The sequence below is a fragment of the Streptomyces showdoensis genome, assembly GCF_039535475.1.
In the GTDB taxonomy this organism is placed as follows: Bacteria; Actinomycetota; Actinomycetes; order Streptomycetales; family Streptomycetaceae; genus Streptomyces; species Streptomyces showdoensis.
Window position 1 is genome coordinate 61,614 of the sequence record NZ_BAAAXG010000029.1, and the last position, 17,642, is coordinate 79,255.

A 17,642-nucleotide genomic window follows, 5' to 3' on the forward strand; every position below is an offset into this window, starting at 1 on the left:
AAAACGGAAAACCCCCGCTATGACCCACGTCACACGGGCCGGCCGTCAGTCGTCGGCCGGTCCGGCGGTGTCCAGCGTGAGGATCAGGAGGGTGACGTCGTCCTGGATCTTGGGGGCGAAGCGGTTCAGGTCGGCCCAGATCTCGTCGGGCAGCCGGTCGAGCCCGACGGCGGTCATGCCGGCGAGCCGTTCGACGAAGGGGTAGAAGGCGCCGGAGGCGTCCCGGGTCTCCACGACCCCGTCCGAGGCCAGGAGCAGCCGGTCCCCGGGCAGCAGCGACACCGTGGCGGCGGTGCCGGGCATGACGTCGGCGAGCCCCAGTCCCAGCGGCGGTCCGGGGTCGAGGTCCAGGGTGCTCACCGCTCCGCCGCGCAGCAGGACCGGCGGCGGGTGGCCGCAGGCCAGCACGCGGACCGACCCCCCGCGCGGCGCGAAGTCCAGGAGGACCGCCGTGGCGAAGAGTTCCGCGTGCTCGGTCCGCGCCGAGTCCACCACGAGCCGGCGGTCGAGCCGCGCCGCGATCGACTCGGCGTCCACGTCGTCCAGCACGGCCTCGCGGAACGCCCCCAGGACGGAGGCGACCGTGGCGACGGCCGAGAGCCCGTGCCCCTGCACGTCGCCGAGGACGGCCCGCACGCCGTGGGGGCCGGGCCGGACGTCGAAGAAGTCGCCTCCCACCAGTGTGCCGCGTTCGGCCGCGCGGTACAGGCTGGCGCAGCGCACGGGGCCGACCCGCCGCCGCACGTCGGGGACGATGGCCCGCTGGGCCGTCTCGGCGACGGTGCGTTCCAGGTCGAGCTGCTCGTCCCGGCGTCCGCGGACGAAGGAGACGAAGACGCTCAGGGCCGCGACGAAGCCGAGCGTGAACAGGTCGGTGTTGCCCGGCCGGTCCAGATGGAAGACGGGGATGGTCAGCAGCCCGATCGTCGCGGCGCCGAGGAGGGCCGTGGCCAGGGGGCCGTAGGCCAGGACTGCCAGCGGGGGCACCGCGCCGAGGAGGAAGCCGATGTCCACCGACACGGAGTCGGTGGCGGAGGCCGCGCCGACCCCGACGAGCAGCAGCACGGGCAGGACCCGCACCCAGCGGGGCGGCGGGGCTCCACGCAGCCAGCTCCGCCGGTTCGCGCCGGTCCCCGTCCTCCTCGGCTCCACCACACCACCAGGCTCCTACGCCGGGAGGCCCCGCGCATTCCACGGCCCCGCCACGGCGGCGCTCAGCCGGACCTGCTCCCCTCCGCCGAACGGACCGACGACGGTACGTGCGCCCGCAGGCGGTCCGGCGGGTAGAACTGGCGCGCCCAGTGCCGGAACGGGCCGATCGGGCCGTCGCCCCGCGCCAGCCGGGGCGGGGACTGGTAGCGCTTGGTCGCCCAGACCGGGAAGTCCTGGGCGACGAACTCGCAGTTCCCCCGGAACATCACGCCGGCCAGCAGCCGGGTGAGCGAGCGGCTCAGCCAGCGGGCCGCGGGCCCCGGGAGCGCGCCCGGTTCCGCCACGTCCAGCCGGCTCGCCTGCCGGAGCTGGAACGCGGCGGGAGCGATCATCGTGGTCGCGTACAGGGCGCAGGTGCGCACCCCGAACCGCGGCAGGGCCGTGCAGACGTGCACCTGGCTGATGCCGCAGCCCTCCAGCGTCACCTCCAGGGGGCTCTCGCCCAGCAGCGGCACCCGTTCGCGGGAGCGGACCGACACCCGGAAGCTCCGTCCGTCGAACACGGCGGGCTCGGCGACCTCGGACTCGCCCCAGCCGTGCAGGGGGCCGAAGTGTCCCAGGTCCACCGTGTTCTCGACCACGTCCTGGCTGTGGCCCGGCATCTCCCAGGCGGCGAAGCGGGGGGCCCGCGTGCCGAGGGCGTGCCACGTCACGGGCTCCCAGTCCGGTGCCCGCCCGTCGTGGTGCCGCCAGACGAAGACGGTGTCGTTGACCTCGCGCACCGGCAGCGCGGCCAGGTCGGAGGACGGCGGCGGTGGCGTGCCGTACCCGGTGCGCACGCAGGAGCCGTCGGGGCCGAAGGCGAAGCGGTGGAAGGGGCAGATCAGGTCGTCCCCCTCCATCGCGCCGAGCCCGAGGTGGGCCCCCAGGTGCGGACAGTACGGGCGGACGGCCCGGACGCCGCCGTCGCGGAGCCGGTAGAGCACCACGTCCTCGCCCTGGAGGGGCCGGGTCAGCACGGTGCCCGGCACCAGTTCCGCGGCGAAGGCCACCGCGAACCAGCCGTCGGGATAGGGCAGGGCGGGGGCGTGCGCGTCGGCCGGGCTCGGTCCCTCGGTGAGGGACCGGGTGTGCCTGGGGTTCACAGTTCGACCAGCACCTTGCCGAAGGACCCGGCGCGGTCGGTGTACAGGCTGCGGTAGGCGGCGGGGATGCTGTCGAAGCCCTGGTGCACGGTCTGCTGGTAGCGGATCTCGCCGCTGCGGACCAGCGGGCCGAGCTCGGCGTGCAGGGCGGCCCAGTTCTCGTCGGTGAACCACTCCAGCGCGAAGATGCCGCGGATCGTGGTGCGGGGGAACATGATGAACGGCAGCAGGCGCGGGCCGGACCACTCGTTGCCGACCTGGCTGGCCCACTGCCAGCAGACGGCGACTCGGCTGTCCACGGTGAGCATGGGGAAGACGGTGTCGGTGAGGGCGCCGCCGAGGTTGTCGAAGTACCGGTCGACTCCGCCGGGAGCCGCCTTGGCGAGGTCCTCGCGCAGTTGGGCGGCGTCCCCGCCGTGCCGGAAGACGACCACGGCGTCGAAGCCGAGCGCGGTCAGCCGGGCGGCCTTCTCCGGGGAACCGGTGGTGCCGACCACCCGCGCGCCGGCCCGCTTGGCGAGCTGGCCGACCAGGGTGCCGATCGCACCGGAGGCGCCGCTGATCACCAGGGTGTCGCCGGGCCGGACGTCCAGGAACCTGTCCAGGGTGCCCCAGGCCGTCATGCCCGCACCGCCGAGGATGCCGAGCGCGGTGCTCAGCGGCAGCGCCTCGTCGTAGTGGGCCGGGTCCAGCCGGCGGTAGGCGGGGAAGACCATCGGGAAGGTTCCGGTCTGCCACAGTGCGGGGGCGCCGTTGGAGACCAGGTGGGTCCGCCAGCCGCCGAAGCCCTGGACCAGGTCGCCGACGGCGAAGGAGGCGCGCGGCCCGGCCGCCAGCACCTCCATGATCGAGTCGGCTCCCATGTGGTCGCCGACCGGGGTGTCCAGGGCGATGCCCTGGAGGTACGGGTCGACGGAGACGTACCGGGTGCGCAGCAGCATCTCGTCCTCGGCCAGGTCGGTGTCGAGGTCCTCCACCACCTTGACGTACATCCGGTCCACGTCCGGGATGCCGTCGTTGTGCTCGCTGACGATCCACTTCTCGGTCTTCAAGGGGTAGCTCCTACCGGGTCGATGAGTTGGACGGGGAGGGGGGCGCTGTGGTCGACGGTGGCGGTGAACGGCCGGCCGTCGTCGCGGCAGACGAACTGCATGACGTGCCGTCCGGACGCCGCCGCCCGGATCAGGCCGCCGGTGGTGGCCCAGACTCCGGACAGGTAGAAGCCGGAGAGTCCGGGCAGGCCCGGGCCGTGCCGGCGGACCTCCTGCTCCACGGCCTCGCCGCTGGTCACGAAGGGCTGCCAGCCGAGCACCGTGCCGTCGTGGTTGGCCGTGTAGCGGACCTGGGTGAGCGGGGTCGAGACGTCCTTGACCGCGATCGCGTCCTTCAGGCCCGGGTGGAGCTGCTCCAGGTAGTCCGTGATGGTGTCCCGCACCTGCCGCTTGGCCCGCTGGTACGCGCCTCCGCGGCCGACCGGCAGGGTGTGCAGCTCCTCGCCGCGGCGCACCCGGGTGGCCTGCTCCGGGCCCGTGCTCAGCTCGCGCCAGGGGGCGATGTCGCAGAAGTAGGTGGCGTACACGACGGAGGTGCCCGGGGGCGACAGCTCGGGGTAGTGGCGGCTGCGGAACTGCACGTTGATGCTGGGGTGGCGGATGCCGGTGAGCCGGGCCGCCACGGAGTCGTCGAGCAGGTGGGTGGTGCAGGGCTCGCCGTCGGGGAAGGCGCGGCGCAGGCCGAGGAAGACGGTGAGGTAGCCGGGGAAGACCATGCCGGGCTCGTTGATGGTGCTGGTGTAGAGCTCGCGGTAGGCGTCGGTGAGGTAGCGGCCCTTGAGCAGTTCGAGCAGGGTGGTGCGGCCGTCGCAGGCGGAGACCACGATGTCGGAGCGGAGCTCGGTCCCGTCGCTGAGCCGGACGCCGACCGCCCGGTCCGCCTCGACGAGGATCTCGACGGCCTTCGCGTTGTACGTGACCTCGCCGCCGAGCCGGCGGTAGCGCTGCTCGACCGAGCGGGCGAGGCCGAGCGAGCCGCCCTCGGGCACGCCCGCCGACTGGTCGGCGTGGGCGGCGAGCTGGAAGTAGAAGGGCAGCACCGGGAAGTTGGGGTGCTTCTCGTACAGGATGAAGTTGAACGCCTCGCGCAGCAGCGGGTCCCGGAACCGCTTGGAGTAGTCCCGCATGAGGACGGTGAGGGAGCGCCGGATCACGTTGAAGTAGGGGATGAAGGAGGCCAGCATCCGCCAGCGCTCCCTGCGCCCCATCAGTCCGACCGGGGTGAGGAAGGGGTAGCGGGCCAGGGCGCGGCGGAAGGTGCGCAGGCCGTCGCAGAAGTCCCGGATCGGCCGGGCGTCGGCGGGCGAGAGGTCGAGCAGGTGGGCTTGCAGGCGGTCCGGGTCGGAGTAGAAGCGGACGGCCCGTCCGTCGCGGCCGCGCACGGTGTTGAAGACGTCGAAGTTGCGCATCCGCTTGCCCTGGAGGGCGCCGAGCTCCAGCCAGATCTGGTGCATCTCGTTGCCGGGGCCGCTGCCGAGCAGCCAGCTGACGCAGCTGTCCAGGGTGAAGTCGCCCCGGTCCCAGGAGGTGCAGGAGCCGCCGGGGATCTCGTGCATCTCCAGCACCCGGCTGCGGTAGCCGTTCATCTGGGCGTAGCAGCCGGTGGACAGGCCGCCGAGGCCTCCCCCGATGATCAGCATGGTCTCTCTGGTCATTCGGCCACCGCCGCCTTCCGGGCAGTCCGTCGCTGTTCGAGTTGCGGCAGCCGGCCGAGCTTCCCGGGGTGCCAGGGTTCGGTGCCCTCGCTGGGCCAGGCCCGGAACTCGGTGCCGAGTTCGGCACAGAGGTACTGGACGGCGTACCGGCCGCTGGTGGCCGCCCGGATCAGGCCGCCCATGCCGGTCCACTGCCCGGCCATGGAGAAGCCGCTCAGGCCGGGCAGTCGCATCCGGTCCCGGTTGACCAGGGCGGTCGACACGTCGTCGGCCTCGGAGAAGGCCTTCCAGGCCAGGATGCTGCCGTAGGTGTTGCCGGTGTAGCGCTCGGTGGTGGCCGGGGTGGCGACGTCGATCAGTTCGATGCGTTCGCCGATGCCCGGGTGGCGCTCGGCGAGGAAGCGGCGGAGGAAGTCGACGACCTGCCGTTTGCGCTCCCGGTACGCCGTGCGGTCGGCCTTGCGGAGTTCCTGCCAGGAACGGTGGTCGGTGAAGTAGGTGCAGTGGAGCACCGACTTCCCGGCCGGGGCGAAGCCGGTGCTGTAGCCGGAGCGCTGCTGGACGACCAGGCTGTGCTGCAGGCAGCCGGGCAGGTCGGCGCCCCGGTCCGGGCCGAGCAGGTAGGTGGTGCTGTGCGGTTCGCCGTCGGGCAGCGGGCCGTCCAGGCCGACGAAGGCGGAGACCACCGCCGGGTAGAGGTTGTCGGGGGTGTCCAGCAGCTCGCGGTACAGGCGGTCGGTGCGCGGGCTGGTCCACCGCCCTTCCAGCAGCCGGTCCAGGACCGTCGGGCCGTCGCAGGCGGCGATGACGTGGTCGGCGTGGTGCTCCTGCCCGTTCCGGAGGCGCACGCCGACGGCGCGCCCGTCCTCGACGAGGATGCGTTCCACCCGGGAGCGGTATCCGATGTGCCCGCCGAGGCCGGCGTACCGTTCCTCGACCGACCGGGCCAGCCCCAGCGAACCGCCCTCCGGGAAGCCGGCGTTGCCGTTGTGGGCGCAGGACATGGTGAAGAGGTACGGGAGCAGCGGGAACCCGGTCAGCTCCTGCAGGAACACGTTGGGGAAGGCCTGGCGCAGCAGCGGGTCCTGGAAACGGTCGGCGAAACGGCGCATGGGGGTGGCCGCGGTGCGCCAGTACAGCCGGAACGCGGGCAGGATGCCGAGCAGGGTGCGGGCCTTCTCCGCCGCGGACTTCAGGGCGGGCGGCTTGAGTTCCCAGTGCGGGTCGAGGGCGGCGAAGCGCCTCAGGTCCCGGCAGAAGGAGCGGATCAGCCGGGCGTCGGCGGGCGAGATCTCCAGGAGGTGGCGCTGGAGCCGGTCGGGGTCGTTGTAGAAGGTGACGGACCGCCCGTCCTCGTCGACGACCCGGTTGAACTGGTCGAAGGAGGTGATCCGCTTGCCGTCCAGCGCGCCGAGCTCGCGCCAGACGTCGTTCGCCCCGGTCCCGGGTGCGGTGCCGATCAGCCAGTCGATGCAGTAGTCGAAGAGGTAGCCCTGCCGGGCCCAGGCGGTGCAGCAGCCTCCGGGCAGGACGTGCTTCTCGAAGATGCGGCTCTCCAGTCCGCTCATCTGCGCGTAGCAGCCGGCGGCCAGGCCCGACATGCCGGCGCCGATGATGATGACGCGGGGCCGTCCGCCGGGGGGCCGGGCGCTCCACTGGGGGCCGGTGTCACGCGCCGCCATGCGGGGCACCTCCCGCCAGCAGGGTGCGGGCCAGTTCGGCGTTGCGGTCCAGGAAGGCGCCGTCGAGCATCTCGGCGTGCCGCCCGTGCCCCTGGTGGACGGTGCAGCCGGTGCTGGAGGCGCCGTGCCAGCCGCCGGGTTCGCCCGGTGCGAAGTGGCGCAGCTTGTCCCGGTCCGAGATCACCGCGATCGGGGCGCGCAGCACGCCGAGGGCGGGGTGGGCACTGCAGTGGGCGAGGTACTCGCGGGCCTGTTCGACGGTCTCGCGGGCGACGATCTCGGACCCGGTGTGCCGGTGCAGGTGCTCGGCCAGCTCGTGCTCGAACTCGGCCAGGTGCTCCTCGCCGAGGACGAAGGCCTCGGCGATCCGGTGGGAGTCCATGATGACCACGGTGCCGACCGTGCGGCCGCGCCGCTCCAGTTCCTCGGCGACCTCGAAGGCGAGGTTGCCGCCGAGGGAGTAGCCGAACAGGGTGTACGGCCCGTCCGGGTGGAGTTCCTCGGCGAGGTCCGCGTAGCGGGCGGCCTTGTCCGGGCCGGAGAGGTAGTTGAACGCGGCGAAGCGGTGTGCCGGGAGCCGGGCGGCGAGCTGCCGGTAGACCAGCCCGTGGCCGCCCGCCGGGGGCAGGCAGAAGACGGTCCCCGTCGGGTCGGCTCCGGGGTTGAACCACAGGTACGGTTCGGCGCCGGGGAGCCGCCCGGTGACGACGTCCTCCAGGGTGCGGGCCATGCCGTGCAGGGTGCTGGTCCGAAACAGGCCGCCGACCGGGACGGCGGCGTTGAACTCGGTCCGCAGGTGGTGGATCAGCTCGATGAGCTTGATCGAGCTGCCGCCCGCCTCGAAGAAGTCGTCCCGCAGTCCGGGCCGTTCGAGCCCGAGCAGGGTCTGCCAGTGCGCGGCCATCCGCCGTTCGTACAGCGTCACCGGCGGCTCGTGCGGTTCCGGCCCGGCCTCGGCGCGCGGCTGCGGCAGCGCGGCCCGGTCGACCTTGCCGTTCGAGGTGAGCGGCAGGGCGGGCAGTTCGGTGAAGTGGGCGGGGATCAGGTAGGTGGGCAGCTGCTCGGCGAGGTGGCGGCGCAGCTCCCGGGCGTCCAGCCGGGCGCCCTCGACGGGCACGCAGTACGCGCACAGCACGTTCTCGCCGCTCTCGTCCGGCCGTACCGTCACGCACACCTGGGCGAGCTCGGGCCGGGCGGCCAGCCGGGCCTCGATCTCACCGGTCTCGATCCGATGGCCGCGCACCTTCACCTGGCCGTCGGCGCGGCCGTGGAGGTGCAGCACTCCGTCCGCGTCCCAGTGGCCGAGGTCGCCCGTCCGGTACAGCCGGACGGGTGCGCGGCCGGGGGTGCGGACGACGAAGCGCTCGGCCGTCCGCTCCGGCTCGCCGAGGTAGCCGGTGGCGACCCCGGCGCCGCCGATCCACAGCTCGCCGGCCACGCCCGGGGGCACGGGCTCGCCGTGCCGGTCGAGGACGTAGAGCTCGCTGTTGGGCAGCGGCCGGCCGATCGGCACCATCCGGCCCGGTTCCAGGTGGTCGGCCGGACCCTCGAAGTAGGCGCTGTCGATGGTGCCCTCGGTGAGGCCGTAGGAGTTCACCACCCGGGTGTCCGGACCGCACAGGGCGAGGAGCCGCTGGTGCTCGCCCGCCTTCCAGGCGTCGGAGCCGACGATCAGCAGCCGCATGAAGTCCAGGTTCGTCCCCTCCCGCTCGCAGTGCGCCAGCAGGCCGCGCGCCACGGAGGGGACGAACTCGCCGCAGTCGACGCCCTCGGCCCGCATGGTCCGGTAGAGCCGCGCGGTGTCGAACAGCAGCTCGCGGTCGACGAGGACCAGCGTCCCGCCGGAGCACAGGGCCCGGACCAGGTCGCCGGTGAAGACGTCGAAGGAGACGCCCGCCATCTGCAGGTGGACCCGGGCCTCGGTCTCCAGCCGGTACTCCGCCTGCCAGGCCACGAACACGGAGGCGAGGTTGCGGTGGCTGACCTGGACGGCCTTGGGGCGGCCGGTGGAACCCGAGGTGTGGATGACGTACGCGGTCTGGTCGAGGTCCACGGCGGGCTCGGCCCGGTCGTCGAGTTCGGGCCGGTCCAGCTCGTCGAGGGTCACCGCCCGGTGGGGCGGCGGGGACGCCTCCCCCTGCTGCCGGTCGGTGAGGACGAGCCGGGCGCCCGCGTGCTCCATCAGCCCGGCCAGGCGCTCGGCCGGGTGGTCCGGGTCGAGCGGCAGGTACGCGCCGCCGGCGCGGAGGACCGCGAGCAGGGCGACCACCAGCTCCGGGGACTTGTCCAGGCACACCGCCACGACCGTGCCGTTCCCGACGCCGAGTTCGCGCAGCGCGGCCGCCATCCGGCGGGAACGGTGCTCCAGCTCCCGGTAGCGCAACCGCCGTCCGCCGGGGACGGACACGGCGGTCGCCTCCGGGTACTGGGCGGCGATCTTGCCGATCAGCTCGTGCACCGGCACGCCGTGGTCGATGGTCCGCGTACCGCCGCCGAACTCCGTGACGATCCGGTCCCGTTCCGCGTCGCCGAGCATCGGCAGCCGGTCCGCCGGGCGTTCCGCGTCGGCGCGGGTGAGCCCGTCGAGGAGGGTGCGGTAGTGCCCGGCCATCCGCCGGACCGTCGCCGCGTCGAACAGGTCGGTGTTGTACTTGAGGACGCAGTGGAAGCGTCCGTCCGAGCGGTCCTCGTAGGCGGACAGGGTGACGTCGAACTGCCCCTCCTCCTCGGGGAGTTCGATGTACTCCAGCTCGTATCCGATGCGCTCGGTGGCGACCTTGTGGGTGAGCAGGATGAACATCGCCTGGAAGACCGCGGAGCGGCTGGGGTCGTGCTGCAGACCCAGTTGCTCGACCAGCAGCACGAACGGGTACTCCTGGTGGTCCAGCCCGCCGAGGACGGTGTCGCGCACCCGTCCCAGCAGCTCGGACACGGTCGGCTCGCCGGCCAGGCTGACGTGGAGGGGCAGCGGATTGACGAAGTACCCGTAGACCGAGGCGAACTCCTCCTCGGTGCGGCCGGTGACGGGGCTGCCGACCACGATCTCGTCCTGGCCCGACCACCGGTGCAGCAGCAGGTAGTACGCGGTGAGCAGGACCATGTACGGGGTGACGCCGTGCTCGCGGGCCAGCGCGTGCACCCGGGCGCTGAGCTCCTCGTCCAGCAGGAAGAACTCGGAGGCTCCGTTGTCCGTCTGCACCGGCGGGCGCGGCCGGTCGGTGGGCAGGTCGAGCGCCGGCACCTCGTCCGGCAGGTGACCGCGCCAGTACTCCAGCATCCGCCGTGCCTCGGGCCCGGCGAGGAAGCGGTTCTGGCGGTTGAGGAAGTCCAGGTAGCGGGCCGCCACCGGGGCGAGCTCCACGGGCCGGTCGGTGCGCAGGCCGTGGTAGACCTCGAACAGCTCCTCGATGAACGTGAAGGTGGAGATCGCGTCCGAGACGATGTGGTGGACGGCCTTCATGACGACCCAGCGGTCCGGCCCGCGCCGGAACAGCCGCAGCCGGACCAGGGGGTCGTGCTCCAGGTCGTACGGCCTGCGGTACTCCTCGACCAGCCGGGCGCGGACCTCCTCCCAGGGCAGGCCCTCGACGTCGAACAGGCCGGTGTCGGCGCGGATCTCGCTCCGGATGCGCTGCACGGGGCGGCCGGCCTCGGTGGTGACGCCGGCCCGCAGGCTCGGGTGCCGCCCGATGAGGGTGCGGAAGGCCTCGAACAGCAGCTCCGGGTCGAGCGCGGCGCGGACCTCCACCGCGCCGCCGATGTTGTAGGCGAAACCGTCCGGGTTGAGCTGCCGGAGGAACCAGAGGGCCTGCTGGTTGTGGGTGAGCGGGTGGCGGTGCGGGTCGGTGAACAGCTCCACCTCCGCCTCCTGGTCCGGTGCCTCGGCCGACACCAGCTCGGTCAGTCCTTCGTGGAGACGGTCGGTCAGCTCGCCGACCGGGCCGTTGCTGAGCAGGGCCACCACCGGCAGCGAGACTCCCAGTTCGGTGAGGACCCGGGCCCGCAGCTCCATCGCGAGCAGTGAGTCGAGGCCGAGCGAGCCGAGCCGGCTGTCCGCGTCGATCCGCTCCGGGCGCACCCGGAGCACGCCCGCGGCCAGCTCGGCGAAGCGCTCGGCCACGAGCCGGGTGCGCTCCTGCGCGTCGGAGCGGCGGAAGGCGTCGAGCAGACCGCCGCCGGGCCCGGCCGGGGTGTCCCGCGCGGCGGCGGCCGCGAGTCCGGAGACCAGCCGCGGCGGCGTGGGGTACCAGGCGAGGAACACCGGCCAGTCCACCACCGTGGCGATGAGCAGCTGGGCCCGGTCCTGCCCGATCACCCGCTCCAGGACCGCCATGCCGGCCTCCGGCGCGAGCGAGCTCATCCCGCGGGCGTCCCGGTAGTGGGCGACCAGCCCGAGCTCCTCGATCATGCCGGTGGCCCAGGGCCCCCAGTCCAGACTGAGCGCGGGCAGTCCCTGTGCGCGGCGGCGGTGGGCGAGCGCGTCGAGGAAGGCGTTGCCGGCGGCGTAGTTGACCTGCCCGGCCGTGGTGAGCAGCGAGGCGATCGAGGCGAACAGGACGAAGTGCTCGACCGGCTCGTCGAGCAGCAGCCGGTGCAGGAGGTACCCGCCGTCCACCTTCGGCCGGTAGCCGGCGTCGAAGGCCTCGCGGTCCAGCGCCGGCAGCAGGACGTCCCGTACCTGGCCGGCGAGGTGGAACACGCCCCGCACCGGCGGCAGCCCGCTCCGCCTCCGCTGGCCGAGCCACCGCTCCATCGCCTCCGGGTCGGTGACGTCGACCGCCGCGACCAGCACCTCCGCACCGAGGGCTTCGAGCTCGCGCAGGAAGGCGACCCGCTGTCCGGCGGGGCTCAGCGGATCCAGCCCGGGCCACGCGCCGCGCTCGGGCACGGCGCTGCGGCCGAGGAGGATCAGGCGCCGGGCCCCGCGCCGGACCAGGGTGCGGCAGAGCAGCCGACCGAGCGCCCCGAAGGCGCCCGTGACCAGGTAGCTGCCGTCCGCTCGCAGCCGGAGCGGCAGCGGGTGGGTGAGCCCGGCGGGCGGGCGCAGCCGGCTGATGTGGCGGCGGTCGCCGCGCAGCGCGACCTCGTCCTCGCCGTCGTCGGCCGTCAGCTCGCGCAGCAGGGCTTCGGCCTCCGCCGCCGGGTCGAGCCCGGGGGCGAGGCCGAGGTCGATCGACTTGCCGCTGTGGGCCGTGAGTTCCTGCTGCCGCAGCACGCGGCCGATGCCCCAGGCGGGGGCGCCGAACGGCTCCACCGGATCGCCCGGCCGGACGGCCTGGGTGCCCCGCGTGACGAGGTGCAGCCGTCCGTCCGGCCGGGCCTCGGGCAGCACCTGGGCGAGCGGGATCAGGGAGTATCCGCCGAGGGTTCCGATCTCGGCGAGGTCCGCCGGGGCGGCGGCGTCCAGCGGCGGCAGATCGAGGTTCCACAGGTGGACCACGGTCCGGGTGGCCGGGTCGAGGTCCGCGAACAGCCTCCGCAGATCGGCGGAGGAGTCCGGCCGCACGGTCGTGTGCCGCGCACCGCGCCGGTAGCGGCGCCCCGGCCGGACGAGCCGGCACCGGCCGCCACGGGCCAGGACCAGTTCGGCCAGCCGCTCGCCGAGGCCGCCCGCGTCGGCGAACACCAGCAGGTCGGGCACCTCCTCACCCTGCGGGGCGGCGGACGCCGCGGGGGCCACGGGAGCGGGCGCCTCGGGCGCGGACGCGTCGGGCGCGGGCGCCTCGGGCGCGGACGCGTCGGGCGCGGACGCGTCGGGCGCGGACGCGTCGGGCGCGGACGCGTCGGGCGCGGACGCCTCCGGTCCCGGCTGCTCGGAGACGCCTTCGGCCGCTACCTCCGCTGCCTCCGCTGCCTCCGCCGGCTCCGCGTCCTCCCAGACGACTTCGGCCAGCCAGCCGTCGATGGTGCCCCGCTTGACCGAGGCGGCCACCCGGTCCACCGCCGCCGCGCGGAAGCCGGTGATCGTGCCGAGCGGTGTGCCGTCCAGGGCGTACAGGGCGAGGTCGCCGGTCAGCCCCTCGTCGTTCTGCTCGGTGACGGTGGCGTGCGCCCAGAGCGGCCGGTCCCCGACCGGGGCCAGGCGCACCTCCTCGATCGCGACGGGCAGGCGGATGCCACCGGTCCGGCTGCCGTCGAGCGGCGCGGAGGCGGCCAGCATGGTCTGGAAGCAGGCGTCCAGCAGCACCGGATGCGCGTGGCAGTCCGCCGCGCCCGCGCCGATCGCCGGGGTGGGGCGGATCAGGGCCAGCGCCTCGCCGGGTCCGCTCCACAGCTCCTCGACGGCCTGGAAGGCCGGGCCGTAGTGGTAGCCGAGCGCCGACAGTTCCGCGTAGCACTCGCTCCCGTCGCGACGGCGCTCGCTGCGGGCCCGGACGGCTTCGAGGTCCAGGGGGGGCCGTGTCCCGGCGCGGCTGGCCGGCCCGGACGACTCCCCTGGCGTGGACCGTGCGGTCCCCGGACCCGGCCCCTCCCTCGTCGTCGGCCCCGGATCCGGCGAGGGAGGCGATGGTGAACCCGGCCTCCTCCGGGGCGAAGGCGAGCTGGACGGCGGTGCTCTCGCCCTCGGGGAGGAACAGGGCCTTGGAGAACTCCACGTCGGCCAGCGCGGCCTGGTCGCCGCCGGTCATGGCGCGGACGGCCTGGGCGGCCATCTCCAGGTACCCGGCGGCCGGGAAGACCGTGCTGCCCTCGATCCGGTGGTCGGCCAGGTACACCAGGCGCTCGGTGTCCAGCCGGCTCTCCCAGGTGGGCTGGAGGGAGTCGGTGCGGCGGCCGAGCAGCGGGTGGTCGAGCCGGCCGAGGCGGATCTGCTCGACCGGGCGGGGCTCGGCCCAGTACCGGTCCCGCTGCCACGGGTAGCCGGGCAACGGCACCGGGCGGCCCTCGGGCTGGAGCACCGTCCAGTCCACCTCGACGCCCAGGGTGTGGAGTTCGGCCAGGGAGCGGGCGAACCGCTCGGGCTCGTCCTCCCGGCGGCGGATCGAGGGCAGGGTGAGCCCGTCGGCGGCCCGGGCGTCCAGGCACTCACGGATCGAGTGGCCGAGGACGGGGTGCGGGCCGAGCTCCAGGAAGAGGGTGTGGCCGTCGTCGACGAGACGGTCGATCGCCGAGCGGAACCTGACGGGCTGCCGGACGTTCTCCCACCAGTACGCGGCGTCCAGCTCGGGCCCGTGCGCGCGTCCGTCCCTGGCCGTGAGGTACAGCGGGAGCCGCGCCGGACCGGGTTCGATCCCGGACAGCGCCTCGTGCAGCTCGGCCCGGATCGGCTCCATCCGCACGCTGTGGTAAGGCACTTCGACGTCGAGGAACCGGGTGAAGACCTGGTCCCGGCCCAAGCGGTCGGCGAGCTCCCGGAGGGTGTCCTCATCGCCGGAGAGCGTCACCGAGGCCGGTCCGTTGACGGCGGCCACCGACACGCGGTCCCGGTACGGGTGGACGAGCCGTCCGGCCTCCTCCTCGGACAGGTTCGCGGCCAGCATGCCGCCGGTGCCGGCGAGCCGGTGCTGGAGGGCGCTGCGGCGCAGGGCCACCCGTACCGCGTCCTCCAGGCCGTACACCCCGGCCTGGTGGAAGGCGGCGATCTCGCCGGTGCTGTGTCCGACCACCGCGTCGGGCCGCACCCCGTAGTGCTGCCAGAGGGCCGCCAGCCCGGCCTGGACGGCGAAGTTGGCCGGCTGGGCCAGCCAGGTCTCGCCCATCCGGGACTCCGCCTCGGGGCGTGCCAGCTCGTCGAGCAGCGACCAGCCGGCCTGGCGGCGGATCTCCCGGTCGCAGCGCTCGACCGCTTCCCGGTAGACCGGTTCCGCTTCGAGCAGCCCGCGTCCCATGCCCCACCACTGCGGCCCCATGCCGGTGAACACCCAGACGAGCCGCCGTCGCCCGGCCTCCCGCCGCTGTCCCCGCACCACCCTGGGGTGCGGCTCGCCGCGCTCGCAGACGGCCAGCGCCTCGTCGAGCGACGCGCGGGAGGTGTGGACGACCGCGAGCCGTTCCTCGAACCGCTGGCGGCGGTGGGCGAGGGTGTACCCGATGTCGGCGAGCGAGGTGCCCGCGGCGAGCTCCCGCCGGATGCCGCCGGCCAGTTCGGCCGGTCCGGACGCGTGGCGGGCGCTCAGCGGGAGGATGGAGAAGGGCGGTGCCGGGACCGCGGGCCGCGGAGCCTCCGGAGCGCGCGCCGGTGCCTCCTCCAGCAGGACGTGGGCGTTGGTGCCGCCGAAGCCGAAGGAGTTGACGCCCGCGCGGGCGGGCCCTTCGTGTGCCGGCCAGTCGACCGGGACGGTCGGGATCTCGAACGGGAGCGCGGCGAAGTCGATGGCGGGGTTGGGGCGTTCCAGGTTCAGGTGCGGCGGGATGCGGCGGTGCCGGAGGGCGAGCGCGGTCTTGATCAGCCCGGCCACTCCGGCCGCGGACTCCGTGTGCCCGATGTTGGTCTTGACCGAGCCGACGTAGCACCGGGACCCCGGTGCCCGGCCGATCCCCAGCACCCGGCCGAGCGCCTCGGCCTCGATCGGATCGCCGACCGGCGTCGAGGTGCCGTGCGCCTCGACGTACTGGAGGCTGCCCGGCGCGACCCCCGCCTCCGCGCACACCCGCTCGATCAACGCGGCCTGGGCGTCCGCGTTGGGAACCGTGATGCCGTTGGTCCGCCCGTCCTGGTTGACGCCGCTGCCGATCACCACCGCGTGGACCGGGTCGCCGTCGCGCAGCGCGTCCGACAGGCGCTTGAGCGCCACCACACCGATGCCCTCGGCCCGTACGTATCCGTCGGCGGAGGCGTCGAAGGCCCGCGAGCGCCCGTCGGGGGAGAGGAAACCGCCCTTGGTCTCGGCGATCGTGTACTGCGGCGCGAGGTGCAGCAGGGTGCCGCCGGCGAGGGCGAGTTCGCTCTCGCCGCGCAGCAGGCTCTGGCAGGCCAGGTGGACCGCCACCAGGGAGGAGCTGCACGCGGTGTCGATGGAGACGCTGGGGCCGCGGAGGTCGAGGCAGTGCGAGATGCGGTTCGACACCATCGTCATCATGGTGCCGGTGGCGGTGTGCGCGGCGAGCGTCTCGAAGCCGAGGTCGGCGAACTGCAGGATCTTGTAGTCGAGGGTGAAGGCCCCGACGAACACCCCGACGTCCCGTCCCGCCAGTTCGCCGGGCTTCTGTCCGCCGTCCTCCAGAGCCTCCCAGGACACCTCCAGGAGCTTGCGCTGCTGCGGATCCATGTGGTGCGCCTCGCGCGGGCTGATGCCGAAGAAGTGCGGGTCGAACTCGTCGAAGCCGTCGATGTAGCCGCCCCGGCCACCGGTCAGCCGCCCCGGCTTGGCCCGGTCGCGGCTGCCGAGCGTGGTGGTGTCGTACCGGTCCGCCGGGGTGGGGACGATGCAGTCCCGCCCCTCGATCAGGTTGCGCCAGTAGGCCCGGTGGTCACCCGCGTGTCCGGGGAGGCGGCAGCCGATGCCGATGATGGCGATCTTGTCCCGGTCGGCGGCGTGGGGTGAGTCGGTCATGGTCCAATCCGGAAGGGACGGCGCCTCGGTGTGGGCCGGGCGGTGGGCATGGATCGGGCACCTCGCCCGTACGGCACGGGGCTCAGCGGTACGGGGGGCTACGCGGTGCGGGGGGCTACGCGGTATGGGGGGGCTACGCGGTGCGGGGTGGACGGCGCCACGGGTGGAGCAGGCTGGCGAGGACCTCCCCGGTCTCCGGGAACGTGGCGGGGGCCTGCACGCCGACCACGGCCGGGTGTCGGCCGGGCCGCCAGGTGAAGCTGCCGAAGAGGCGGTCCCAGACCGAGAGGTCGACGCCGTAGTGCCCGGCCTCGGTCACGTCGGCGCTGTGGTGCAGCCGGTGCTGCTCGGGGCCGGCCAGGACGTGGTTGAGCGGACCGAGACGGATGTCCACGTTCGCGTGCACGAAATAGCCTTGCACAATGGTGAAGAGCGCCACGGCGAAAAGGCAATCCGGCGAGAATCCGAGCAATCCGAGAGTCAATTGCACGACCCCCTGTTTGAAGCTGACGTCCAGTACGTGATTGACACCGTTATTGGCCACGTTCACCTTCCCCGGTACATGGTGAATTCCGTGGACCTTCCAGAGCCAGCGGTTCGTGTGCGCGAAGCGGTGCGCCAGGTAGCCGGCGAGCGACGAGGCGAGGAGGGCCACGGGAACCTGCACCCACAGGGCGACCCCCAGCCCGCCCCCGGGAAGCGCCGCGACCACCGCCGCGACCACGGCCTGGGCGATCACGGCTCCCGCCATGGTGAACACGAAGTAGGCCGAGTACCAGCAGAGTTCCCGGACGCTGGGATGCCAGTCGGACCGATGGGGGATCAGCCGTTCCAGCACCGCGAGGTAGAGGATGGCGCCGACCAGGAAGAGCTGGACGGCGGCGCCGCGGTCCCAGCCGTAGTGCAGCGTCGAGACGAAGAGCCAGACCGCGGACAGGGCCAGGACGGGGTAGGCGGCATGGCGGAGCACCTGGCGCGAGAAAGAGCCAACCACCCACGAGTTCGAAGACAACGACCCCGCCTCGGGTCGATTTTCCATACGGAGAATCTCCATCGCATCCGAATTAGGGACTGCAGAGTAGCAGCGGACACGAGGACTCGTGTATTACCCACCGGCAGTTTTTGGACAACGCGCGACGGGGCCTTTTACAGGCAGCCGGTAGGACGACAGTCTTTTCATTTCTGATGATCGACGTACTCGAAGTGACGCGCGCGTTCGGTCCGTACACGGGAGCAACGATTCGGCAGCACCGCGGCGCCGCCACGGCGGGCGGCCGACCACGTGGCCCGGAGACCGGACCAGCGCGTCGGCACGATCCGCTCATGGCCTGTTGCCGCTCGGCCGTCGCCGTCTTTGGCGTGATCGTTCGTCGATCCCGCCCTGACGGCCGCACCTTCCTCGGCGGTGCCCGCGCTCCACCGGTGGTACCCCGGTCCGGCCGGCTCGACCATGGAGGCATGG

8 protein-coding genes and 1 pseudogene are annotated in these 17,642 nt (G+C 73.4%); all 9 read right to left on the reverse strand.

Features of this window, described 5'->3' with window-relative positions; translation table 11 throughout:
- Window positions 1–45: 45 nt before the first annotated feature.
- On the reverse strand, window positions 46–1,155 hold the full coding sequence (locus ABD981_RS38215; RefSeq protein WP_046907757.1) for a PP2C family protein-serine/threonine phosphatase: 1,110 nt from the start codon (window positions 1,153–1,155) through the stop codon (window positions 46–48).
- Window positions 1,156–1,214: 59 nt separating this feature from the next.
- Window positions 1,215–2,297: a Rieske 2Fe-2S domain-containing protein gene (locus ABD981_RS38220; protein WP_046907758.1), complete on the reverse strand. Its 1,083-nt coding sequence runs from the start codon at window positions 2,295–2,297 to the stop codon at window positions 1,215–1,217.
- Window positions 2,294–3,349, reverse strand: a complete 1,056-nt coding sequence (locus tag ABD981_RS38225; RefSeq protein WP_046907759.1) for an MDR family NADP-dependent oxidoreductase — start codon at window positions 3,347–3,349, stop codon at window positions 2,294–2,296. The genes ABD981_RS38220 and ABD981_RS38225 overlap by 4 nt, the downstream gene beginning before the upstream one ends.
- Window positions 3,346–4,989 carry a phytoene desaturase family protein gene (locus tag ABD981_RS38230; RefSeq protein ID WP_046907760.1) on the reverse strand — a complete coding sequence of 548 codons (1,644 nt, stop codon included), beginning with the start codon at window positions 4,987–4,989 and terminating at the stop codon, window positions 3,346–3,348. The genes ABD981_RS38225 and ABD981_RS38230 overlap by 4 nt, the downstream gene beginning before the upstream one ends.
- A gap of 11 nt (window positions 4,990–5,000) precedes the next feature.
- Window positions 5,001–6,686 carry a phytoene desaturase family protein gene (locus ABD981_RS38235; RefSeq protein ID WP_046907761.1) on the reverse strand — a complete coding sequence of 562 codons (1,686 nt, stop codon included), beginning with the start codon at window positions 6,684–6,686 and terminating at the stop codon, window positions 5,001–5,003.
- Window positions 6,673–12,366: an amino acid adenylation domain-containing protein gene (locus ABD981_RS38240; protein ID WP_382747979.1), complete on the reverse strand. Its 5,694-nt coding sequence runs from the start codon at window positions 12,364–12,366 to the stop codon at window positions 6,673–6,675. Before ABD981_RS38240 ends, ABD981_RS38235 begins: the two co-directional genes overlap by 14 nt.
- A gap of 150 nt (window positions 12,367–12,516) precedes the next feature.
- A pseudogene (locus ABD981_RS38245) lies at window positions 12,517–16,180 on the reverse strand (type I polyketide synthase); the annotation flags it as partial.
- A gap of 133 nt (window positions 16,181–16,313) precedes the next feature.
- On the reverse strand, window positions 16,314–17,219 hold the full coding sequence (locus ABD981_RS38250; RefSeq protein WP_046907763.1) for a sterol desaturase family protein: 906 nt from the start codon (window positions 17,217–17,219) through the stop codon (window positions 16,314–16,316).
- A gap of 137 nt (window positions 17,220–17,356) precedes the next feature.
- Complete coding sequence (locus ABD981_RS38255) at window positions 17,357–17,632, reverse strand: hypothetical protein (RefSeq protein WP_345530569.1); 276 nt, start codon at window positions 17,630–17,632, stop codon at window positions 17,357–17,359.
- Window positions 17,633–17,642 lie beyond the last annotated feature (10 nt).